We start from the raw sequence: 23,083 nt of genomic DNA, 5'->3' as shown, positions 1-23,083 counted from the left end.
TTATAAATTATCTAATTCAAAACGTTGCCTGTCTTGTTCTATAATTGCTTTTAATTCTTCTTCTTTTGGTAAGTACAATAAATATTTGCTTGCAAATAATTGATTTTTATCATTAAGAACTGAATATTTTACGATGGTTTCGTCTTTCTCTGTGCATAACAATAAGCCAATTGTTGGGTTATCTCCATCATTTCTCTTTAAATCATCATACATTCTAACGTACATATCAATCTGTCCTATATCTTGATGGCTTAAACTTGTTGTTTTAAGGTCGATTATAACAAAGCATTTTAATATATAATTGTAAAAAACTAGATCTATAAAAAAGTCTGATGTATCTGTTACAATGTGTTGTTGACGAGCCACAAATGCAAACCCCTTTCCAAATTCAAGTAAGAATTGTTGTAAATGATTGATAATTGCAGATTCTAAATCTCTTTCTGTGTTTTTAACATCTGGATTTAGACCAAGGAATTCAAATATATATGGATCTTTAATATAATCTTGAATATTAGGCTTTAGCTCGTTTTCTTTAGGTTGTGTTAAAGCTCTTTCAAATGATAACGAATTAATTTGTCGCTGTAATTCTCTACTATTCCAATTTGAAGTAATACTTTCATTAATATAGAAAGTCCTTTGTTCTTTTGAATCAAGTCTTGATAATAGGCGGTAATGTGTCCAGCTCAATTCGGTACGCAATGCGTACCAAATTGGAAATGCAGAATAAAAGGCTCGCATGTTATTTAGATTTCGTTCATCAAATCCTTTCCCAAACTCAAAAGTTAATTGTTTCGAAAGATTTTTTAATGTTTCTTTTCCATAATCAGCTCTTAATTTTCCTTGTTGCTCATCCTCAACAATCAGCTTTCCAATTTGCCAATAAGATTCAAGTAAAGCGGAGTTTGCTACTCGAAATATCCTCAAACGTGATTGAACAATAATCTCTTTTACTGCACTAAATAAATCCTTTTTGGCTATTTCCATCAATTGTTAAGATTTCCAACTAAAGTATAAAAACAAAAACTAAAACCGAACAGCTTTGTAGATAATTTATAGCTTTACGATTTCAATTTTTATAGATAGAAAATTCATGTCAAATTCACATTCAGAACCTAATAATCTAATTAGAGCTTCTTCGCCATATTTGCTTCAACATGCACACAATCCGGTAAACTGGTACGAATGGGGAACAGAAGCTTTAGAGAAGGCCAAGGCAGAAAACAAACTGATATTGGTTAGTATTGGTTATTCGGCCTGTCATTGGTGCCATGTTATGGAACGCGAAAGTTTCGAAAATTTTGAGGTGGCCGAAGTAATGAACAAACATTACATCTGTATTAAGGTAGACCGAGAAGAACGTCCAGACATCGATCAAATTTATATGTATGCCATTCAATTAATGACTGGAAGTGGTGGCTGGCCATTAAATTGTATTTGCTTACCAGATCAAAGACCAATTTACGGCGGAACCTATTTTAGAAAAAACGATTGGATTAACATTTTAGAGAATGTTGCCGAACTTTGGGCTAATGAACCGGAAAAAGCAATTCAATATGCAGAAAGGTTGACTTCCGGAATCCGCGATAGCGAAAAAATAATTCCCGTAGTTAAAACAGAAGACTATACACTTGAACATTTATCAGAAATTGTAGAACCTTGGAAACGCCACTTCGATATCAGTTTTGGTGGCTACAACCGTGCACCAAAATTTCCGTTGCCCAACAATTGGGTTTTTTTGTTGAGGTATGGATTTTTAAAAGATGATGAATCTGTTTTCACGCCAGTTTGCCAAACCTTGGAAGAAATGAGCAGAGGAGGAATTTATGATCAGATTGGTGGTGGTTTTGCTCGTTACTCGGTAGATGATAAATGGCACGTTCCACATTTTGAAAAAATGCTTTATGATAATGCACAGTTGATTAGTCTTTACGCTGAAGCCTACCAATGCACTAAATTCGATTCTTTTAAACAAACGGTTGTAGAAACTATCGACTGGGTATTTAAAGAAATGACTTCTCCCAATGGTCTGTATTACTCCGCTTTGGATGCAGACAGTGAAGGCATTGAAGGTAAGTTTTATGTTTGGGATAAAAACGAATTTGACCAGATCTTAGGTGAAGATTCAGCTTTAATTGGCGAATATTATAATGTAACAGAAGATGGGAATTGGGAGGAGGAGCAAACAAATATCCTTAGAAAAACCTTAAACGATGATGATCTCATTTCCAAATACAATATTAATTTAGAAACCCTTTTTGATAAAGTAAAGGTTGCTAAAACAAAATTAATGGAGGTTAGGAGCAAAAGAATTCGTCCAGGGCTAGATGATAAATGCTTAACTGCTTGGAATGCCATGATGATTAAAGCATTGGTAGATGCAGGATCGGTGCTAAATCATAATGTTTACCTGGAAAAAGCTTCGGCTTCTGCCAGTTTTATTTTAAGCAATCTTAAAACTGAAAATGGAGGATTGTATCGAAATTACAAGAATGGAAAAGCCTCTATAACCGGCTTTTTGGATGATTATGCTTTTACGATTGAAGCACTGATCGCATTATATGAATCCGATTTTAATGAAGACTGGCTGAAAGAAGCAAAAGACCTTGCAGATTATGTTTTGACTAATTTTATTGATGAAGATGCTCCAATGTTTTTTTATACCTCTGCCGAGGGCGAAGAACTAATTGCCCGAAAGCATGAAATTATGGATAATGTAATTCCCGCTTCAAATTCTGTAATGGCACAAAATTTAAAAAAACTGGGACTATTTTATGATTTAGAGCATTATACGGAAAAGGCATCAGAAATGCTGGCTTCAGTACAATCTAAAATTCAGAATTATGGTTCCGCATATTCAAATTGGTCAATACAATTATTAAACGAAGTTTACGGGATAAATGAAATTGCAATAACGGGTTTAGAAATAGATCTAATTAAATTGGAGTTAAGTAATCATTACATTCCAAATAAAATTACATTAGGTGGAACAAAAAGTAACCTGCCTCTGTTAAAAGGTAAGCAAAGCAATGAAACAAAAGTTTATATTTGCCGAAATAAAGTATGCCAGTTGCCGGTTAAAACTGTTGAGGAAGCATTAGAGTATTTACAATAAAACAATTTAAATGAATATTTCACCAAACTCAGTAGTGGCATTAACTTATGAATTGCATACTACTAACGAAGAAGGACAACAAGTTTTTGTTGAGAAAGCTGATGAGCAAAATCCTCTAGTATTTTTATATGGCGTTGGCATGATGTTGCCTAAATTCGAAGAGCATTTAACGGGTTTAAAAATCGGCGATGAATACAGTTTTGAATTGTCTGCGGCAGATGGTTATGGAGAATTAGATCCGGGTGCATTTGCAGATTTACCAAAATCGATGTTTACAGAAGCTGGCGGTGAAGTTCCTGCTGTTGGTGATGTAATTCCATTACAAGATAACAACGGAAACCAATTTAGAGCTGGTGTTACTGCAGTTCACGACGAAACCGTGGCTGTAGATCTAAATCATCCAATGGCTGGTAAAAATTTATTGTTTAGCGGAACAATTTTAAATGTTCGCGAAGCTACTCAAGATGAATTGGCTCACGGTCACGCACATGGTGCCGATGGTCATTCAGGTCACTAGTTTTTACTAACGATTTCAGTTTAAACTGAACAAAATATAAAGGAGCTTGATGAAAATTAAGCTCCTTTTTTAGTCTTCAAAAACTTCTTCCAGATTTAAAATAAAGCCAGGCAAAATAGGAGAAGTAACTTCCTCGCCAATCGTCAAAAGTTTGTTCGGCTGGAATTTTCCCTGATTATCAAGGATATATTTAAAAAAGGTTTTTTCCGTAGGGCTTACAATCCAATATTCCTTTACTCCGGCTTCTTCATAAACCTCGTATTTGTTAATCAGCTCTTTTTTATTGTTTCCTGGAGATAAAATCTCAACAACGATATCCGGAGCACCAATGCAACCCCGTTTGTCTAATTTATTTTTATCGCAAACCACAACAATATCGGGCTGCACTACGGTAAATATCTCTTTATCATTTTGATCTTTTTGAGCTAAACGAACATCAAAAGGCGCAGTATAAACTTGACACTGCTTTCCTTTTAAGGTATTGTAAATTGGTCCAAAAAGATTGGTTACAACTCTTTGATGAAGTCTGGCAGGTGCAGGACTCATTCTAAACAAATGGCCTTTTATAATTTCCAGACGTTCTTCAAATTCGAAGCGCATGTAGTCGGCGTAACTGTAAGTCCCTGAAAAATCAACTTCGTTAACCGTTGTAATTGGCGGTAATTCTTCTTCTATATGATAAGGATTAACGTTTTTCATTGACCTCAAATTTCAATTAAATATAACAAATAGTATAGGAGATAAAAACTAACTTAGATTTAAATACAGAGTTTCGAAAAATGAAGCTTTGGTAAGCCAAGTATAATACTTTGAAATGCTAATGGATCATACGCCACTAAAAATAAAACCTAATCATTAAAAAATGAAAAATTTAAAAAGAACATTTATCCTGTCCATTTTTATTTTAGTCCTTTCTTTAGCCGTAAGGGCTCAAACGGGTTTAAAAAATGGAGATGTAGCTCCTAATTTTATAGCAAAAGATAGTGAGGGGAAATCCATCAATCTAAAGCAATTGCTCAAGCAAAATAAAGCTGTAGTATTGTTTTTTTACCGAGGTCAATGGTGTCCGTATTGCAATAAACACATTAAGGATTTGCAAGACTCTTTGCAAAGTTTAAATGCAAAAGGGGCTTATGTAGTAGGCGTAACTCCAGAAACGAATGAATCCATTAGCAAAACCAAAGAAAAAACCAAGGCATCATTTTCTTTGGTTTCGGATAGGGGATACAAGATCATGAAAGATTACAGGGTAGATTTTGTTATGGAAGAAACCCTAGCCTCCAAATATAAAACCTATGGAATTGATGTTGCCAAAAATAATGGGGCTACCGATGCCGTTTTGCCAGTGCCTGCTACGTACATTATCGGTAAAGATGGAAAAATAAAATTTGTTCAGTTCGATACAGATTATAAGAAAAGAGCTTCGATTAAGCAAATTCTTGCCATACTTTAAAAATCTACCTTTATTCTTAAACCGCCATTTGTCAAGTTTAAATTTTCTTTAGAGAAAGTTTTCATTGGCAATCTTAAAAACGGTTCAATGGCTATGTTTTTCTTTGGTGATATCTTCTGTTTATATCCCAAAGAAAAATTATAGAATCCTAAATACTTTTCTGGCGCAACTACCGATTCTGGCTGCGGTTCTGAAACCCTTTCGGTAACAAGCAGCATTTTTTGTTCAGAGTAACCCATTGGGTTTACTACAGTGGTATTTTGCGCCTGGTTGATAACATAATTGTTTTCCTGTTTATTGTTTAAAATGGCCAGTGCCGAAACCCCAATGCCGGTGTAAAACTTATCGCTGATGTTGTATTTTAGCTCTAAGGGAATATTTATACCACGAAGCTGGGCGTCAACCGATTCTAGGTTTTTGCTGTCTCTAGATAAACTTTGCGATGAAGCCTGACTATCCATCATTGCTGATGTGTTTGATGATGGATTGCTTGTAGAGCTAAGCGATGAATAGGAAATTCCTGAGCTAATAGATAACTTATTGGCAACATGGTAAGCCAATGAAAAGCCATAATTCATATTAACCTTATTATCGTTCCCCATTGCAGGTGCAACATAAACACCAGGCGACCATTTTGAATCTTTGGCCGTTTTGGCCACAGGATTTAATTCATTTGCCTTACTATCATGCGCAAGAAGTTCCTCAAAAGAAGTTTTAGGTGTTGTTTTTTTCTTCTCAACTATAATGCTAAAATTTCTATTTCCGTTTGTACTGATCAAAGTATTACCAGTTAGATGATTCTCTAATACATTATCATTTTTATTCTGTTCAAAAATGCCATCAGTATTTGAAACGGAAGTAAATTGATGATCAATTACTTTTTCAGCAATGCCATTTTTGATGGCATTGTATTTTTCAGTTTTTTCAGGCTCAATATTTTTAAGCGCACTTTCTGTAGGAGAAACAGCAGTCAATGTTCTATTCTTCGTATTTTGGGTTGTGGGGTTATCTTTTTGGATGGGTGTATTATTCTCAGAACTAGGTTTTTCTATGCTCAAAACAGGTTTATTTACAACTAAGTCTATTTTTGAACCGTTCTTATTTAGGCCGAAAAATATACCAGCGGTGATTAAAATTAAGGCAACGGCACTCCATAAAGGCCAGTAAGCAATTACCCGCCTTTTCTTTTTCTTCGGCTCAGAAAAACGTTCCCAAGCACCATCAGAATATAATTCCTCATGGGTATGGAGTTGCGTTACAATGTGCTCAATAATTTCCTTATCCATTTTTTTCATATGAATGAACCATGGTACTTAAATAAAGTGTGCGTAATTTATTTTTTGCTCTTGTTAAATAAACCCGGCTAGAACTTTCTGGAATGGTTAACATTTTCGAAATTTCATCGTGACTAAAACCTTCAACCTCATATAAATTAAATACCAATCGTTGTGTATCCGGTAAATGATTTAATAATTTCATGATATCGTTTACGTGAAGTTCGGAAACGATAGAAACTGGAGAAGCGGGATGTTCCTCTTCAGAAAGATCATCAACATAAAATTGAGCCTTAGAACTTCTTAATTTATCAATTGCAGTACGAGATGCAATCTGGGCAATCCACCCTTTAAAAGATCTTTGAAGCTCTTCAGTGTTTTGTGGCGATTTATATGTAGATATACCCTTAAAAATTTTTATAAAGCTATCATTTACAAGCTCTTCACTGTCTGATATGTTCTTTGTATATCTTAAAATAATTCCCATTAGGTAGCCATAAAATGATTTGTACATCATTTCCTTACAGCTATTGTCGTTTTTTACACAGCCTTTTAAAATTTCCTCAAAACTGAGTATTTTTTTGATCACCCCTAAAGGAATATTTGTTATTTAAGATTAATGCTCCAATTAATTACGAACAATTAATTCTTTACAAAATTAAAGAAAATAACATCGTCCGCCATTTGAATTAATAGGGACGATGTAAATTTTCATAGGTAGATATTTTATTTGTTGGTCATAACCGATAAACCAAACTTGGTGCTATCTGTTGTGCTGCTTAACCCTTTTGCCCAAATGGTATAAATTTTACCCTTCTCAATCTTAACAGCTGGCAATGTTGCTCTTACAGTTGTAGAACCGGTGTTTTTCACTTGGAAAGTATATGTATCTGATGGAGCAATAGATGTAAATGTTGTAAACTCTTTAAACGCTTTTGCCGTGAAAAGTGGTGCATCTGTACCTTGGATGGCTAAATCTAATGCCGGAGAACCTGGACTTAAATTAATAAAACGGATTTTAGCTTTATCTGTTTCAGGTGCCTTCAAATCATCCTCAACAACCAAAAGTTTAGTCAATTTTAAGGTATCTACAACAAAAACAGAATAAAAGGCACCACCTTTTAATGCTGATGTTGCTGTTGTTAGATATTTTAATGAATCTTTTTTTGCAACGCCAATTAACCTTGTGCCCGGATAGGCCGCATAGTAGCCTAAATCTTTTGTGTAAGTAAAATTATTAATTTTTTGACCATCCAAAATAAAATCTAAAGCACCAGTACCTGGAGATGCATGTACAAATCCAATTCCCGTTGCTTCGATAGGATCATCGTTAAAATCTTTTTTACAGGCAGATAGGGTTAAAGTTATAGCGAAGAGAGAGAGTGCAATTTTAGTGGTGATACCAAAGTAGTTTTTAGTTTTCATGTAGTTAAATCAATTTTATAAACAAAATTGGTTAATGGCCATTAACGCTTTTTTCTTCTAAAACGATTAACTTAATTAAAACGCTACAGCAAGAGGAATTTTTTTCATAAAAAAAGCCACATGGTAACATGTGGCTTTTAAAACTTTAAAATTTTTACTTAAGCATACATACTTTCACGAAGTTTTGCAACTTCATCACTATTAATGTATTCATCGTAAGTCATTAACTTATCAATGGTTCCCTTAGGTGTAATTTCGATAATACGATTTGCAACTGTTTCTGTTAACTGATGATCTCGTGAGGTAAACAAAATTGTGCCTTTAAAATCTTTCATTCCGTTGTTTAACGCCTCAATTGATTCTAAATCCAAGTGATTGGTCGGCTCATCAAACATCAATAAATTGGCCTGTTGCAACATCATTCTCGAAAACATACAACGCATTTTTTCGCCTCCTGAAAGAACTTTTACGTTTTTCAAAACTTCCTCACCCGAAAACAGCATACGGCCTAAAAAGCTGCGTACAAATTGTTCATCAGCATCCGTTCCAGAATACTCACGTAACCAATCAACCAGGTTTTCATCCTTGCCAGCAAAATATTCAGAACTATCGTTCGGTATATCGGCTGTGCTTATGGTTACGCCCCATTTAAATTCGCCTTTATGATCTGTGTCTCTACCGGATAAAATATCGTAAAATGCTGCGGTAGCCAAACTGTTTTGAGATAAGACCGCTATTTTATCTCCCTTATTTACCATGAAGGTAACCTTGTCAAATAAAACACCATCGTTTCCAGATTTTCCCAGACCCTCAACTTGTAATATCTGATCGCCCGCCTCTCGGCCAGTATTGTTAAATATAATGGCTGGGTATTTTCTGCTCGAGGCTTTAATCTCTGTAATATCAATTTTATCCAAAGCTTTCTTACGAGAAGTTGCCTGTTTCGATTTAGACGCATTTGCGCTAAAACGACGGATAAATTCCTGTAGCTCTTTAACTTTATCCTCCGTTTTTTTATTCTGATCGCTACGTTGTTTTAATGCCAGTTGACTAGATTCGTACCAGAAAGTATAGTTACCGGTGTAAATACTCATTTTGCTGAAATCGATATCAACAATGTGTGTGCAAACGGCATCTAAAAAGTGCCTATCGTGAGATACAACCAATACAATGCTTTGATAATCAGCTAAGAAATTTTCTAACCAGGCAATGGTTTCAATGTCCAAATCGTTGGTAGGCTCATCCAAAAGCAAGATATCTGGGTTGCCAAATAATGCCTGTGCCAGCAATACACGTACTTTTTGAGTGTTATCGAGTTCTTTTAGTAATTTATAATGATTTTCTTCGGTAATGCCTAAGTTGCTCAACATTGTAGCCGCGTTGCTTTCCATGTTCCAACCATCTTTTTCTGCAAAGATATTTTCCAATTCGCCAGCGCGTTCGCCGTCTTTTTCAGTAAAATCTTCTTTCATGTAGATGGCATCTTTCTCTTTCATGATGGCATAAAGTTCTTTATGTCCCATCATTACGGTTTCTAGTACCGTAAATTCATCAAATTCGTAATGGTTTTGCTTTAAAACCGCCATACGTTCGCCCGGTGTAAAAGCAACACTTCCAGAAGTTTGGCTTACTTCTCCCGATAAAATTTTAAGAAAAGTAGACTTACCTGCGCCATTGGCACCAATTACACCATAGCAATTGCCCTGGTTAAATTTTAGGTTAACATCTTCAAATAAAGTGCGTTTGCCGTATCGTAATGATAAATTAGAAACTGAAATCATGCTGTAAATAAATAAGCCGCAAAGATAGGGAAAAAGGTTGAGGGTAAAAAGGCAGAACTGAAATGGTTTGAGCATAATTATTTGGAAATGAGCGTTAGCGTTTCATCGCAAATCCAGCCCCATGCCTAAGGCATCTCTTTGGGACTTTCGCTACTGCCGAATAAAAATCAGCATTCGTTTAATTGGGTTTATTTAATAATGAGCTGTGCTTTTAGCAAAAAGAATACGCTTTGGTTTGGCTAAAGCCCTTTTGCAATTTTTTAATTTTCCGTTGGTTGAAACCAACGGCAATGAGTAGCAATAAACCAAATGTTCTGAAAAAAAATATGTATGTAGCTTAGTGCTTGCGCATTTCATTGCCTTCTGCTTCAGCAGATGCATAAAAAAGCTATTTTTGATTCATGCAATCCTTAATCGATAACATAAAAACAACCCTCAGCAAAAATAAAGTGGAGAAACTGGCATCTATTGCATCTGATCAAACTTTTTCTGTAAAAGATCTAATCGATTTAAGTTTTTATAAAGATGTACAAATCGGATTTAGGGCAGCGTGGATTTTGGAGAATGTTTACTCTAATCACCAAGAAAGATTTTTGCCATACACAGCTTATTTTTTAGAAAAATTTCCCTTGCAAAATAATACATCTGCTTTAAGGCATTTTGTTAAAATTCTTGCCTTTATGACCAATAAAAAGGCATCTGCAGAGATACAAAAAACATTGACGGAATACAATACAGAAAAAATAGTCGATGTGGTATTTGCTTGGCTAATCGACGAAAAAATTCCAGTTGCTGTAAAATCTCATTGCTTAAATATCCTGGCCAATTTATCTGCAAAGCACAATTGGATTATTGAAGAACTCATTCAGACTATGAACTTTCTCGTTGATAAAGAAAGTATAGCCTTCTTTGCAAAGGTTAAGCAAATCAGAAAGCAATTAAAGATTTGATATTTTCAAGACATTAAAACGTCAAATGTTCTATTAGTTGCTTCCTAAGCCCTATACCTTAAACCTTTTGCCTTATCTTTACCACATGAGTACAGCTTACGAAAACCTAGTTAAAATTATAAAAGAACGACGCAGTATTTTTCCTGCCAGTTATATAAAGAAAGAAATCCCTGTTGAAGTAATCAATCAGATTTTAGAAACTGCAAATTATGCCCCTACACATAAGTTAACCCAGCCTTGGCGCTTCGTGGTTATTAGGAAGACGGGTTTGGCAAGGCTCGGAGAAGAACTCGGCAGATTATATAAATCTTTAGTTACGCCACAACAATTCTTGCAGAAAAAGTACGATAGTTTTGCAGAAAAGACAAATCAGGCCGATTGTATTATTGCCATTAATATGCAGTTAAGCGGTAAAGTTCCTGAATGGGAAGAATTGGCTGCGGTTTCCTGTGCTGTTCAGAATATGGCTTTAACGGCAGAAAGTTTAAAAGTAGGTGCTTATTGGAGTTCGCCTCCTTTAATTAATGATCTTGGAGATTTTTTAAATCTTAGCGCAAATGAAAAATGTATTGGCTTATTTTATATGGGCTATCACAACGAAAAACCCTGGGAACCAAACCGTACTTCGATAGAAGAAAAAGTGAGGTGGATTGAGGAATAGTGGGTTACATTGTTATCGTCATCTCGACTGTAGCGCAATGAAACGAGAGACATGTGAATAAGCAACCCATTAACCAATTTGCAAAGATTTCTCAAATTGTTCGAAAAGGATGATTTTGCTTAGAATTTTGAGGTTTCATATCATATTTCACTTAAACGATGCTTAACCCTTTGGATAATTATTTCGAGCAAAAAGATGAACCGATAAAAAGCTGTCTGCAACATTTAAGATCGGTTTTGTTGGCTTATGCTGATGTAACCGAGCACTGGAAATATGGAATGCCTTTTTATTATTTTAAAGGAAAAATGTTCTGTTATCTTTGGATTCACAAAAAACTGCTTCAGCCATATATCGGTTTGGTAGATGGAAACAAAATAGATGACGAAGATTTGTTGCAAGAAAAAAGAGCCAGAATGAAAATTTTACTCGTTGATCATCTCGAAGATATTCCAAAAGATAAAATCGAATCCATTTTGAATCAAGCCTTTGCATTGCGTAATTAAATTCCTAACCATTAAAATTTTTCTTCATCATACATGTCTACTCTTAAATCCTCATTATATCAGCTGTGCTTAACCTTTATCGAAAATAGGATAGAGAATATTGAATATTCTTTGCAACAGGCAAGGCAGGCATCAAATGATGATACAAAAAGCAGTGCTGGAGATAAATACGAAACCACCCGAGAAATGATGCAACAAGAGATGGATCGTAATGGTAAGCTTCTGTATGAAGCTGGTCAGCAGAAAATAGCCTTACAGCAAATTGAGCATGTAGAACCTAGCAAAATGGTTAAAAACGGAAGTTTGGTTTTAACTACAGAAGGGAATTTTTACATCAGCATTAGTGCGGGTGAACTTAAATACGATGGAAAGACATTTTTTGCTGTTTCCCAAGCATCGCCAATAGGGAAACTATTTATCGGTAAAAAAGTTAAGGAAGAATTGAATTTTAATAGCAAGAAATATTTAATTAGAGAAATACTGTAACCTAATCGCCATGGTTCGTGTCTCCACGAAACATAAAAAGAATCCCCTTACTTTAGCCCAATTCTTGTTGCAAATGCAGGAACCAAATAAGGTTTTAGTTCGGCAAATGGAATGTAAACTATTATTTGTCCTTGTGCATAGCTCGCCACTTCGTATGGGTTATACAAAAAAGCCAGTCCGTTATCGTTAAAATAAAAGTTATTGTTGGGCTTTATATAATCATCAAAAAGAACAGTGGTTAATTGCTGTTCTGGTTTAACATTATACTGTTTACGAAGATTCTTTTCTAAAAGCTTTCCTAAAATTACAGTATCTACTTTAACAACATCACTAAGTATAAGTTTCTTTTGGGTTTTGGTATCTAAGCAGTGAAAAATACTTGCATAATTTCCATGCGCACCGCCACTATAATCGTCATCCATCTGCTCTACAATTACAAAATCTTTATCGTTGTAAACAATACTTTGATTACTGTGATTGTTGTAGTTTAAAAATGCATCATTTGCACCTCCATCTTTTGCGTAATCTAAAACTGAGTTTTTGTAATCTGCAAAGTATGCTGTTGCCAAATTTTTATATCCTGTATTCCAATCATTTTGATTAGCCTTTAATCCCATCAGTTTTTTAAGTTCTTGGTTTAACCAAGTGTCAGCTGTTGATTTTCCCGTAGCTGTTAAGCCATTAAAACTGATATCTGCCTGGGGCGATTTTGCCTTATTCGGAAAAGCCTTAACAGAATCTGCATACGTAGAGATTGAAAAAGCATAACTACCTGCGGGGTATTTTTCAGTCAAGTCAATATCAAATGTTTTATCTTTTTTACCGCTAGTCCATTTGCCTTTAAAACCATTGCCAGTCCACTTAAGCGCTAACGTATTTGATTTTGCATTTTCATCGAAATAATATTCAGAAAAGTTATTTTCGTTCAAAACAATGCTATCTTTTCCAATAAGTGTATCTATAGATAAATTTAGCCATGAGCCGTTATAATAATAATTTCCAGAATAATCACTTCCGGTTTTTTTTAAGTTCATAACAACATGCTTGCCGGCTACATCACCCTCCAGTCGCTTATAAAAATTCTCTGGCAAATCTGCTGTTACAGTTTTGGTACTATCGAGTGTTGCTGAGGTGGTGTTCTCACTTTTATTGCGATTACAGGCTGTTAGAGCTAAAAATCCGAAGGCACTATATAAAATAAGTTTTTTCATGGCTGGCTATTGTATACTTATTAAATAAATTTAGGCGCTTATTGTTTTGGTTTATTAAAGCTTTTGTTGATGCTGTAGTACAGATTCCTTGCTGTATATCTTCCGGGATCTATAATTCTTCTAATGGTGTAAAGTGGAAATTGATCATCCCTTTTGGTCGATAAAATAAAGGCGGCCTTAAAGCCATGTTCTTTTAATTTATGCAGGGTAGATGCTTTGTAAACGCCATAAGGAAACGCAAAATATTCTACCTTTTTCCCAGTTATTTTTTCGAGTTTTTTAGTGGGTTCATCAACTTGGGTTATCCAATCTTCATCTCTAAACTGAGCAAAGTTTTTATGATCGTAAGTATGGCTGGCGATTGTATTACCCTCATCAGATAACTGCTTAATCTGCTCTGCACTCATATAGCCAATTCTACCTTTTTTGCCTATAGATACCGTCATGATAAAATAAACGCCTTTAAAACCATATTTCTTTAAGGTTGATGCACCCGTAGTAAACTGATCCAGATCAGTATCATCAAAAGTGATCATGATGGGTTTTGTAGGTAGCTTGGCTCCGTATACCAAATAGTTGTAAAGATCATCAGGCTGGATGGTATGGTAACCGCTATCTGCAAGCATTTTGATGTGTTCCTTGAATTTATCGGGCGCAATAATATCATCGTGCGCTCTTTTGCTGTCACTAGCTAAATTATTTCGAATCTGGTGGTAGCATAAAACAGGAACTTCCTTTCTACTTAATATGGTTTTGCTATCTGCTGGTTTAGTATAGATAGAATCTTTCTCTTCTTTTGCGTTAGTATTTTGTACAGAAGCGACTTTCTCTTGGGCAGATTTGGAATGACAGGATGTTAAAAGTAGGGGGATGATAACGGCAAAATATACAAGTCGTTTCATATTAAGGAGAATAAACCGCAGACTTTAAGCCTGCGGTTGTAATTTATTTTAAAAGCTGTTTTTAATGCTATTGCTCAATGTTTTTGGGCTCCAGTAACCACTGGCAATAATTCTGCGGATGGTAAATAATGGGTCTTTCTCATCACGTTTGGTTGACAATTGATAAGCCATTAAGAAACCACGTTTTTTCAATTCCGGAATACCCTCAGCATTCCATAAACCAAATGGATAAGCAAACTCCGTCATTTTTTTGCCTGTTATTTCTTCAAGCTTTTTGGTTGGTTTATCCAATTGCTCTTCCCAGTCTTTGCCTGCATATTTTTTAAAGTTTTTATGATCGTAAGTATGGCTTCCGATTACGTTTCCTTCATCAGAAAGTTGTTTAATCTGTTCCTTGGTCATGTAATCTACAAACTTTCCCTTTCTTCCGATAGAAACTGTCATAATGAAATAAACAGCCTTGTAGCCCAGTTTATCTAAAGTTGGCCTAACAACTGTGAACTGATCCATGTCGGTATCATCAAAAGTTAGCATGATGGGCTTACTCGGTAATTGAGCACCAGTGTTTAAATAGGCATACAGTTGGTTCGGCAAAATGGTGTGGTAACCGCTATCGGCCAACATTTTCATCTGATCTTTAAAATTCTGAATCTCAACAATATAATCCTTGCCCACCTTGCCATCGGTTGGTTTCCAGTTTCTTACTTGGTGATAGCATAAAATTGGCACCTGTTTTCTGGATAAGATGGTTTTTGCATCAGCAACTTTAATTTTAGATATATCAACCGGAGTCGCTGTATTTTCTGTTGTTTTAGCTGTAGCCTCAGTAGAATCTTTACTGGTGCCGGTTTCGGTTTGCGATTTGGATTGGCAGCTGGCAAATAAAATTAATCCTGCTGAAATTATGCTCAAAAATTTAAATTTCATATAAATGTATTTGTTACAAAACTATAAAATCCGTTAATAATTATTCACTAAATAAAAATCTGTTGATAATTATTTAATCTTTGATAAATTGATTCAAACTATCGCTTTTATTACAATTTTTAGGGGCTTAATCATCTTTAATTAAATATTTTAGCAGGCTCAAATCGCAGATTAATGAAGAAGTTTTACAAACTATTATGTTGCGCCGAGTTGTTATCCATTACAGCTCTAGCGCAGACCAAAACCTTTACCTTAACAGAAAATATTCAGTCGGCGCCAAAGGCCAATTATCAGCTGGCATCCAGGTTTTCTCCAAATAAATTAAAGAAGATGGTGTATTCTACTGCTGTAGATCCACATTGGTTAAAAATGAGCAATCGGTTTTGGTATAACTTCGAAAGCCCAAAAGGTAAATTCTGGTATCTGGTAGATCCGGTGGCCAAAAGCAAAAAACTGATGTTCGATAATGCCAGGATTGCGGCAGATATTACCCTAATTGTTCGCGATCCTTTTGATGCAGAACATCTTCCCTTAGAAAACCTAAAGTTTTCTCCAGATGAAAAAAGTATTTCTTTCGAGATAAAAAGTTCTATAGATGAATTGAAGAAAGACAGGAAAGATAAAAAAGCTGCCGATTCTATGCAGAAAAAAATCTATTCCTTTAAATATGAACTGGCAACGGCCAAACTAACCGAGGTGCCTAATTTCAGTAAGCCAAAACCTAAGCCAACATGGGGTTCGGTAGCGCCAGATTCTTCGGCAATTATCTTCTCCCGCAATTACAATTTGTATTGGATGGATAAAAGCAATTACCTGAAAGCCGTTAAAAACGAAGATGACAGCACCATTGTAGAGCATCAGCTTACCAAAGATGGAGTAAAATTCTACTCTTACGGAAGTGATGGCGATGGAGAAAATAATGTGGAGAATGAAAAAAACAATAAAAAAAGGAGAGGCGCTTACGTATTGTGGTCGCCAAATGCTAAATATTTTGTACTAGATCGTACCGATTCGCGTAAAGTTAAAGACCTTTGGGTTATCAACAGCGTTACCCCGGGTCGCCCAACATTAGAAACCTATAAATATCAAATGCCGGGCGAAGCAGAAGCCCCACAGGATGAAGTTTTACTTTTCGATTTTCCTGCAAAAACCTTCAAAAAATTGAATGTATCTGCCTTTAAAGATCAAAGCATTTCGGTTTGGAGTAAACCAAGCTTGGCCAAAGATCGCGATAACGAATTCCGCCCTTCGGTTTGGTTGGGTAACGACAACAGATTCTACTTTTCGCGAACCAGCAGAGATTTAAAACGCATTGATATTTGTACGGTAGACATCAATACAAATGCCGTTAAACCATTAATTGATGAACGTTTTAATACCTACGTAGAGGTAAATAGGCCAGGTTTGGTTAACGATGGTAATGAATTGATTCATTGGAGCGAACGCGATGGTTGGGCACATTTTTATCTTTTCGATGCGAACGGGAAACTTAAAAACCAGATTACCAAAGGATCGTTTCACTGCGAAAGTATTGTAAATATTGATGAGAAAAATCGGGTGTTGTATTTTACGGCAAATGGAAGAGAAGGCAAAGAAGATCCATATTACCTTCACTTGTACAGCATTAACTTCGATGGTTCGAACATGAAATTGCTCAATGCTGGCGATTTCGACCATTCATCAAGCATGAACGATAACAATACTTTCTTTGTTGATAATTATTCGCGAGTAAATACAGCTCCAAAATCTACCCTTTACAACAAAGCCGGATTAAAGGTAATGGATTTGGAAACTACTGATCTTTCCTTACTTATGAATGCAGGTTATAAATTCCCTGAGCCTTTCAAAGTAAAAGCAGACGATGGCATTACCGATTTATACGGAGTAATGTATAAGCCTTTTGATTTTGATCCGAATAAGAAATATCCCATTATCGAGTATGTATATCCTGGGCCACAAACCGAAGCGGTAAACAAAGCTTTTAGTAAAAGTATGGATCGTACCGAGCGTTTAGCGCAATTTGGCTACATCGTTATAACGGTAGGAAACCGTGGAGGCAATCCTTCCCGTTCTAAATGGTACCATACCTTTGGTTACGGCAATTTACGCGATTATGGCTTAGCCGATAAGAAAACGGCTATAGAACAGCTTGCTGCAAAATACCCGTTTATCGATGATCAAAAAGTAGGTATTACAGGCCACTCTGGTGGAGGTTTTATGTCTACCGCTGCAATGCTTGTTTATCCAGATTTCTTCAAGGCTGCGGTAAGCAATTCTGGTAACCACGACAACAGCATTTACAACCGTTGGTGGAGCGAAAAACACCACGGCGTTAAGGAAATTATTTCGGCCAAAGGCGATACAACCTTTAAATATAACATCGAGAAAAATCCAGATTTGGCCAAAAACCTGAAGGGTCATTTGTTATTAATGACGGGCGATGTAGATAACAACGTGCATCCAGCCAATACCATCCGTGTTGCCAATGCGCTGATCAAGGCCGGCAAAAGATTCGATATGCTTATCGTTCCAGGTCAGCGCCATGCCTACGGTGATTTAACCGAATACGCTTTCTGGAAACTGGCCGATCATTTTAACAAATACTTAATCGGCGACTTTTCCGATCCAAGCGAAGTCGATTTGGTAGAAATGGACCGCGATATAGAACAGAACGGAAAACAATAGTTTAAGATCACGATCTAAAAAAAAATGGCCTGCATGATGCGGGCCATTTTTGTTTTAATAACTAGTTCGTCATTGCGAAGTTAATTTTTCATTAGCTGTGGCAATCTTCTAGGCTAGAATTAAATCTTGAATCAATTTTGCAGGTTTTAGGCATTTCGTATCCCCTTCTGGAGGGGGCGGGGAGGTTTTTGTACTATTTTTCACCTTGCCGTCTTTCCCGCGCAGGCGGGAATCTTAAAGCAATTAGTAAGCAAGCTAAACGCATTACGATTCCCAGTCAAGCTGGGAATGATGAAGCGCCGAGAACAGCGATCGCCTAAACTCTTAGGAGTTGTCGAGCAGACGGATGTTTTTTATTTTCGATTATAAAGTGGTCTTCGAAAAGCTCAGACTGATAGCGATTCCCTTAAAATAATGGTATTAGGAGCAAGGGGGAGGTTTTTATACTATTTTACACCTTGCCGTCTTTCCCGCGCAGGCGGGAATCTTAATGCAATGGTAAGCAAGCTAAACGCATTACGATTCCCAGTTAAGCTGGGAATGACGAAGCGCCGAGAACAGCGATCGCCTAAACTCTTAGGAGTTGTCGAGCAGACGGATGTTTTTTATTTTCGATTATAAAGTGGTCTTCGAAAAGCTCAGACTGATAGCGATTCCCTTAAAATAATGGTATTAGGAGCAAGGGGGAGGTTTTTGTACTATTTTACACCTTGCCGTCTTTCCCGCGCAGTCGGGAAACTTAAAGCAATAGTAAGCAAGCTATACGCATTACGATTCCCAGTCAAGCTGGGAATGACGATGCGCCGAGAACAGCGATCGCCTAAACTCTTAGGAGTTGTCGAACAGACGGATGTTTTTTATTTTCGATTTTAAAGTGGTCTTCGACAAGCTCAGACTGACAGCGATTTCCTTAAAATAAGGATATTAGGAGCAAGGGAGAGGTTTATAAATAATCATTACGTTATAAAACCAATTTCATCATAAGATCCTGTTGCACATCATTGCCAATTGTAAAAGAGTGCCTATCAAATTCAACAAAACCGTTTTTTGTATAAAAACTTATCGCCCTTGGGTTTTCTTCCCAAACCCCTAACCATACATATTCTGCATTCGCCTGTTTTGCAATTTGTATGGCCTTATTAAAAAGCTGTTGAGCAACCTTTTTTCCATGAAATGCTTTTAGCACATACACTCTTTCAATTTCCATCGCATTATCCTGTGGCTCGGTTTGCGCAGCACCAAAGTTTATTTTTAGGTAACCGATAATCTTGTGCTCAAATATTGCGAAGTAAAAGGCTGAGTTTTCATTATTAAGTTCCGAAGTCAGTTTCTCCAAAGAAAAAGCTTTGCCTAAATAATCCGCTAGGTTTTCCTCCGAATTTTCGTTTGAAAAAGTAACCGAGAAAGTTTGTTCTGCAATGCCTTGTAACTTTTCAATATCACTTAGGGTCACTGGAGTTATTTCAATATTTTGCATTTTATAATTTCTTTACAGAAACAATCTTTAATCCTCTATGGCTTCAATTCCCTGTTGTTTAAGCTTTTCAAGATGATCTTTCATTACCTTAAGTTGCTCTTCCGAATGTCCCTGCCAATCGCTTACCTCACCGATTACCCGAAGCGGATATAAAGAACGATAAGACTTTGTTGGGTTTCCGGGGAATTTTTTATCCGTTAAATTGGGATCATCCTCATAAGCGCCTGTAGGCTCTACAATATAAATTCTTCCAACACTTTCTCCAAAGGCAAGTTCGGCACCCCAGGTTGCGGCCTCCAACGTAGCGGTTAAATAAATATACTTGGCCTTATTTCTCTGTCCATAATTCGAATTAAAACCAGGTGCAATTAAATCTCCAGGTTTTAAATCGGCCTTGGTACCATGATAAAAAGGTTCTGTAACTGTGTTGTTTTCGATTGAATTATCCATTGATTAAGTTTTTATAAGCGATTTTTCTCGCACCAATCATACCAAATTATGTTTAATGGGGTTAGAAGTTATATGCCGTTTTTCTTTTCTTCCATATACTTATCCTTAAATAAAGTATTTGGTTTTAAGTAGACAAAGTTGGTTTGGAAATCAAGAAATACGTTAAATCTTTTCAAAACCTCGTTGCCTAAAATGTGGACGTCCAGATCTTTTAAGGGCTTATTTGCATTTGTTATCTGCACAGGAACATTCCTTAGGCTGTACTTCCCAATCTTTAATGTTTTTAAGTTCGAAGTAATTACAGGGATTTCATTTCCCAGAGCACCGTGCATGATTACCTTTTTAATAACTTCCATATTTTTCACAGGAAACTTGCCCGCTTTTAATAAATCGCTGCTCAACATCGCAGTTCTCTGGTAACCAGTATCAAACAGAAAAAGGTTTTTATTTACTATACCGCTTTGTTTAATTTCACTTTCAATAAAGAAAAGATCTTTAAAAAATTCTATTTTAAGTTTTGCGAATTTATCATCCGAAGCTACCTCATTGGGCAACGCAGCATGAACAATCATCATTTTTTTATCAAAGTTGAGCTCTACAACCTTATCCTTAAAAAGATCCCAGCCAAACCTTCCATCGCTTCCATGGACCGTTAATTGTGCATCGTAAACTTTGGTTTTATAGCTTGTGCTGCCAATCTGTAAATTGTAAAGGGTAGTATAAAGTTGAGGTGCAGATTTCAGTTTGTTTTTTAAAACATCATTTATAAGTACCAATTCGGTTGTTCCCGTATCGAAGTTTAGGTTCAGCGTATCTGTTTTATCAAAAACCGCCTTTACAAAAAACGTATTCTGATCATTGAATATTAAGGGAATAGTATCGCTTAAAATTGTTTTCTGTGCAAAAATATTTAAAGAAAGCAGTAAAAACGAAAGGAATAGGGTAGGTTTCATGGTTGAATGGCTTAAAATGTATCGTTATCGCTTGCGCAGAAAGCAGAGTGGTTTATGAATTATAGTAAGGTAAAAATTATAAGCTATATGTATAAATGGATAAGCTTCACTTTCGGCAGCGAGGACTGTTATATTGGCCTAAGCTGTGGTTTTACTTTATCGAAGAATGTTTGATAATCATTATTGTTTTCGGGATTAGTGATCCTTGAAAAACCGCAATTGTCAAAACAAATTCTAAGGTAATTAATAAAAGTGGTTTTATGTTCTTCATTTAGAAATTCCCCATCTACACTTGGTTTATCGGTTATTTTCAATGCATATGCGGGTCCACCACTTGTATTGTCTTTATGAAAATAGTCTGCAGACAACTCTAGCGAAGCAAAACCCTCCTCCTCAAAAGATTCTTGCATGTAACTTAAAAAGTTTTCGTCTTCCACTTCCGAAAGAACATCGCTAAGGCTGAAAATTTGAATCGGATCAGCATATTGCCAAAGGTATTCTTCATTGGTGTCGTAATCCCAACCAAAATTACATGCACCAACAATTTTATAAAACATTTTCAGAGAAAGCGGAATAAACCCAAAAGGTTTAACAACATTTTCCAACTTGACCAACAATTGTGCTGTGTTTTCCGAAGGTTTTACTAACGGCCGTTGAAAATCATATTCGCATTCTGTATTAAAAAGGTAATTGATTTTTTTTAGTTCAGAATAAATGATGTCAAGATTATAAGCAACCCTTTGAAAAGTTTCTGTCAATACCTTTTCAATGTCTGGCAAGTTGGTTGGCAAAAATGCATCTTGTCCTAAAGCGTAAATGTCTTGGTAAACCTGTTCTGTTTGTCCGTTGATATATCTTTCGTAAAATGTCATACGTATAATGGTTGCTTTGGTTAGCACACGCCAGTGGCGTTTATGACATAAATTTATGAATAAATATTATTATTAGAATCAATGTTTAAATGCGCATGCGACACGCGTGCGCCAGCGAGAGGAGCGTATCTTAAACTCGTTGTTGGCAGTAGTATTTTTAATCGGGTATTTTTATAAAAGCTTGTTGTTTGATAAAATCATTTTCGTTAAAGTCACCGGTTATATTATAAAAAGTAAATGATAATCCATATTTGGAATTAAAGTAGTCGGTTTTGAAATGATTTATATCAATGCTAGTGGCGTCCATAGAAATCTGGAATTCATCAATTTTAAATTTCAATAGTTTCTTGTTTGTTTTTAAAGCTATTTCATTTCTATCTACTGAATATTTAGTACAGTTATATTCGCCCCCTAAACCAGATGAATACATTGAAAAATATTCTATTTCAATAGTCCAGTCTTTCCATTGTTTTACTTCTCTTTTAAAGGGTTGAGTTTTTTGAAGTCCTACGCCTTGAACCAAACATTTAACTGAAATTGTATTTCTATCTTTCCATTTTATCCAAAATGGAAAGTTATTTCCGAATTTTAAGAAGTCTTGGGTGGAATAGTCGCAATTTTTGTTAAAAGGAACAATTTGAATAACTGTAAATCCCGACCCGAAAGCCATTGAACTTTTTATAAAGTATCGATATAAAGTAAATTCCTTATTTGGCGAATTTAGCTTCTGTTTATTCTTAATTAATGACCTATCAATGCTGTTGTCGCAACCAGATGTCAATATAATAAATAGAATGGGTAGAAGTTTTTTAATCATTGGGTTTGTTTTCGGTTGTGTTACTTCTAACATTTTGCTCCATTAGATAGGGCACGCCTTTGGCTTGTGAATGAAGAGTTAATTTATAAATTATTAAGCCGATTTGTAAATGCACACGCGACACGCGTGCGCCAGCGAGGGTAGTTTTTATTCCATTATTCTAAACCAATCCTTTACTGTCAGTTCTAATCTCACAATTTCATCTTCAGCAAGTGGGCAACAATGAGCTATTGGTCCTCTTAATTGATTAAGATTTGTCATAATTTTTTGAAATGCTCTCTGTCCTCTTGTAAAAAGAGTTTCAAAGGCTTCCCAATTACCTGTAACTATCTGACTTAACTCACCGAAGGTTGTATAGTCTATTTTTTCTTCCGAACGAATTGTAAAACCAGATTCCTCTTCTCTTTTAATATTAGCCTCAACATTTTTTCTTATGTCCTCTTTTACTTTATCCCACCAGGTTTCTCCAAATGTTTCAAACATTAATTGAACAACTAAGCTGGGGATTTCAGCAATAGTATCCACTCGGTTTTATTCCAAAGTGTGCAGCCGACTTTTTGCCTCTGGGGTTTGATTCAAGTAGCTTAAAGGAGGTCAAATATAATCTTCTCTCCCCAATTTTACAGT

Annotated in this window: 23 protein-coding genes; 8 read left to right on the top strand and 15 right to left on the bottom strand. The window is 35.8% G+C overall.

Annotated features, from left to right (window positions below):
* On the bottom strand, positions 1-984 hold the full coding sequence (locus tag DF947_RS20080; RefSeq protein ID WP_109932341.1) for a PDDEXK nuclease domain-containing protein: 984 nt from the start codon (positions 982-984) through the stop codon (positions 1-3).
* A 106-nt stretch (positions 985-1,090) separates the two neighbouring features.
* Here DF947_RS20080 and DF947_RS20075 point away from each other — a divergent pair, with 106 nt between their 5' ends.
* Complete coding sequence (locus DF947_RS20075) at positions 1,091-3,112, top strand: thioredoxin domain-containing protein (protein WP_109932339.1); 2,022 nt, start codon at positions 1,091-1,093, stop codon at positions 3,110-3,112.
* Between the two features lie 10 nt (positions 3,113-3,122).
* Positions 3,123-3,629, top strand: coding sequence for an FKBP-type peptidyl-prolyl cis-trans isomerase (locus DF947_RS20070; RefSeq protein ID WP_109932337.1), 507 nt, complete (start codon positions 3,123-3,125; stop codon positions 3,627-3,629).
* A 69-nt stretch (positions 3,630-3,698) separates the two neighbouring features.
* On the opposite strand, the gene DF947_RS20065 is transcribed toward DF947_RS20070, so the two are convergent.
* Positions 3,699-4,328, bottom strand: coding sequence for a Uma2 family endonuclease (locus DF947_RS20065; protein ID WP_109932335.1), 630 nt, complete (start codon positions 4,326-4,328; stop codon positions 3,699-3,701).
* 163 nt (positions 4,329-4,491) lie between these two features.
* On the opposite strand from DF947_RS20065, the gene DF947_RS20060 reads away from it, so the two are divergent.
* Complete coding sequence (locus DF947_RS20060; RefSeq protein ID WP_109932333.1) at positions 4,492-5,082, top strand: peroxiredoxin-like family protein; 591 nt, start codon at positions 4,492-4,494, stop codon at positions 5,080-5,082.
* Here the strand turns inward: DF947_RS20060 and DF947_RS20055 are convergent.
* The 4 genes from DF947_RS20055 to DF947_RS20040 all read right to left on the bottom strand — a co-directional run bounded on the left by DF947_RS20055 (position 5,079) and on the right by DF947_RS20040 (position 9,562).
* Positions 5,079-6,368: a hypothetical protein gene (locus DF947_RS20055; RefSeq protein ID WP_146202953.1), complete on the bottom strand. Its 1,290-nt coding sequence runs from the start codon at positions 6,366-6,368 to the stop codon at positions 5,079-5,081. The genes DF947_RS20060 and DF947_RS20055 overlap by 4 nt on opposite strands.
* Positions 6,361-6,945: an RNA polymerase sigma factor gene (locus DF947_RS20050; protein ID WP_109932329.1), complete on the bottom strand. Its 585-nt coding sequence runs from the start codon at positions 6,943-6,945 to the stop codon at positions 6,361-6,363. The genes DF947_RS20055 and DF947_RS20050 overlap by 8 nt, the downstream gene beginning before the upstream one ends.
* 137 nt (positions 6,946-7,082) lie before the next feature.
* The gene (locus DF947_RS20045; protein ID WP_109932327.1) at positions 7,083-7,781 is read right to left on the bottom strand and encodes a DUF4397 domain-containing protein; all 699 of its coding nucleotides are present in this window, start codon (positions 7,779-7,781) and stop codon (positions 7,083-7,085) included.
* Positions 7,782-7,939: 158 nt separating this feature from the next.
* Positions 7,940-9,562 (bottom strand): ABC-F family ATP-binding cassette domain-containing protein, encoded by a 1,623-nt coding sequence (locus tag DF947_RS20040; RefSeq protein WP_109932325.1) that lies wholly within the window; start codon positions 9,560-9,562, stop codon positions 7,940-7,942.
* Between the two features lie 401 nt (positions 9,563-9,963).
* On the opposite strand from DF947_RS20040, the gene DF947_RS20030 reads away from it, so the two are divergent.
* The 4 genes from DF947_RS20030 to DF947_RS20015 all read left to right on the top strand — a co-directional run bounded on the left by DF947_RS20030 (position 9,964) and on the right by DF947_RS20015 (position 12,162).
* Entirely contained in the window at positions 9,964-10,512 is a 549-nt protein-coding gene (locus DF947_RS20030; protein ID WP_109932321.1) for a hypothetical protein, read from the top strand.
* 85 nt (positions 10,513-10,597) lie between these two features.
* Positions 10,598-11,173 carry a nitroreductase family protein gene (locus tag DF947_RS20025; RefSeq protein ID WP_109932319.1) on the top strand — a complete coding sequence of 192 codons (576 nt, stop codon included), beginning with the start codon at positions 10,598-10,600 and terminating at the stop codon, positions 11,171-11,173.
* A 158-nt stretch (positions 11,174-11,331) separates the two neighbouring features.
* Positions 11,332-11,676 (top strand): DUF1801 domain-containing protein, encoded by a 345-nt coding sequence (locus DF947_RS20020; protein ID WP_109932317.1) that lies wholly within the window; start codon positions 11,332-11,334, stop codon positions 11,674-11,676.
* 33 nt (positions 11,677-11,709) lie between these two features.
* A complete protein-coding gene (locus DF947_RS20015) occupies positions 11,710-12,162 on the top strand; it encodes a 3-oxoacyl-ACP synthase (protein WP_109932315.1) in 453 nt (150 codons plus the stop codon).
* A gap of 47 nt (positions 12,163-12,209) precedes the next feature.
* Here DF947_RS20015 and DF947_RS20010 read toward each other — a convergent pair whose 3' ends face one another.
* Genes DF947_RS20010 through DF947_RS20000 form a run of 3 tightly spaced genes read right to left on the bottom strand, consistent with a single transcriptional unit; the run spans position 12,210 to position 15,202 of the window.
* A complete protein-coding gene (locus tag DF947_RS20010) occupies positions 12,210-13,373 on the bottom strand; it encodes an RsiV family protein (RefSeq protein ID WP_109932313.1) in 1,164 nt (387 codons plus the stop codon).
* A gap of 38 nt (positions 13,374-13,411) precedes the next feature.
* Complete coding sequence (locus tag DF947_RS20005) at positions 13,412-14,275, bottom strand: polysaccharide deacetylase family protein (RefSeq protein WP_109932311.1); 864 nt, start codon at positions 14,273-14,275, stop codon at positions 13,412-13,414.
* Between the two features lie 48 nt (positions 14,276-14,323).
* Complete coding sequence (locus tag DF947_RS20000) at positions 14,324-15,202, bottom strand: polysaccharide deacetylase family protein (RefSeq protein WP_109932309.1); 879 nt, start codon at positions 15,200-15,202, stop codon at positions 14,324-14,326.
* 174 nt (positions 15,203-15,376) lie between these two features.
* Here DF947_RS20000 and DF947_RS19995 point away from each other — a divergent pair, with 174 nt between their 5' ends.
* Entirely contained in the window at positions 15,377-17,887 is a 2,511-nt protein-coding gene (locus tag DF947_RS19995) for a S9 family peptidase (RefSeq protein WP_109932307.1), read from the top strand.
* Between the two features lie 961 nt (positions 17,888-18,848).
* Here DF947_RS19995 and DF947_RS19990 read toward each other — a convergent pair.
* The 6 genes from DF947_RS19990 to DF947_RS19965 all read right to left on the bottom strand — a co-directional run bounded on the left by DF947_RS19990 (position 18,849) and on the right by DF947_RS19965 (position 22,981).
* Positions 18,849-19,364, bottom strand: coding sequence for a GNAT family N-acetyltransferase (locus DF947_RS19990; protein WP_109932305.1), 516 nt, complete (start codon positions 19,362-19,364; stop codon positions 18,849-18,851).
* Between the two features lie 27 nt (positions 19,365-19,391).
* The gene (arr, locus tag DF947_RS19985; RefSeq protein WP_109932303.1) at positions 19,392-19,814 is read right to left on the bottom strand and encodes an NAD(+)--rifampin ADP-ribosyltransferase; all 423 of its coding nucleotides are present in this window, start codon (positions 19,812-19,814) and stop codon (positions 19,392-19,394) included.
* Between the two features lie 68 nt (positions 19,815-19,882).
* Positions 19,883-20,767, bottom strand: a complete 885-nt coding sequence (locus DF947_RS19980) for a retroviral-like aspartic protease family protein (protein ID WP_109932301.1) — start codon at positions 20,765-20,767, stop codon at positions 19,883-19,885.
* 128 nt (positions 20,768-20,895) lie between these two features.
* Complete coding sequence (locus DF947_RS19975; protein WP_109932299.1) at positions 20,896-21,639, bottom strand: hypothetical protein; 744 nt, start codon at positions 21,637-21,639, stop codon at positions 20,896-20,898.
* 157 nt (positions 21,640-21,796) lie between these two features.
* Positions 21,797-22,456 carry a hypothetical protein gene (locus tag DF947_RS19970; RefSeq protein ID WP_158526304.1) on the bottom strand — a complete coding sequence of 220 codons (660 nt, stop codon included), beginning with the start codon at positions 22,454-22,456 and terminating at the stop codon, positions 21,797-21,799.
* Between the two features lie 147 nt (positions 22,457-22,603).
* Positions 22,604-22,981, bottom strand: a complete 378-nt coding sequence (locus DF947_RS19965; RefSeq protein ID WP_158526303.1) for a Swt1 family HEPN domain-containing protein — start codon at positions 22,979-22,981, stop codon at positions 22,604-22,606.
* Positions 22,982-23,083 lie beyond the last annotated feature (102 nt).

Origin of the sequence: Pedobacter paludis, assembly GCF_003173575.1 — a bacterium.
Lineage (GTDB): Bacteria > Bacteroidota > Bacteroidia > Sphingobacteriales > Sphingobacteriaceae > Pedobacter > Pedobacter paludis.
This window is presented reverse-complemented; position numbering and strand designations above follow the sequence as displayed.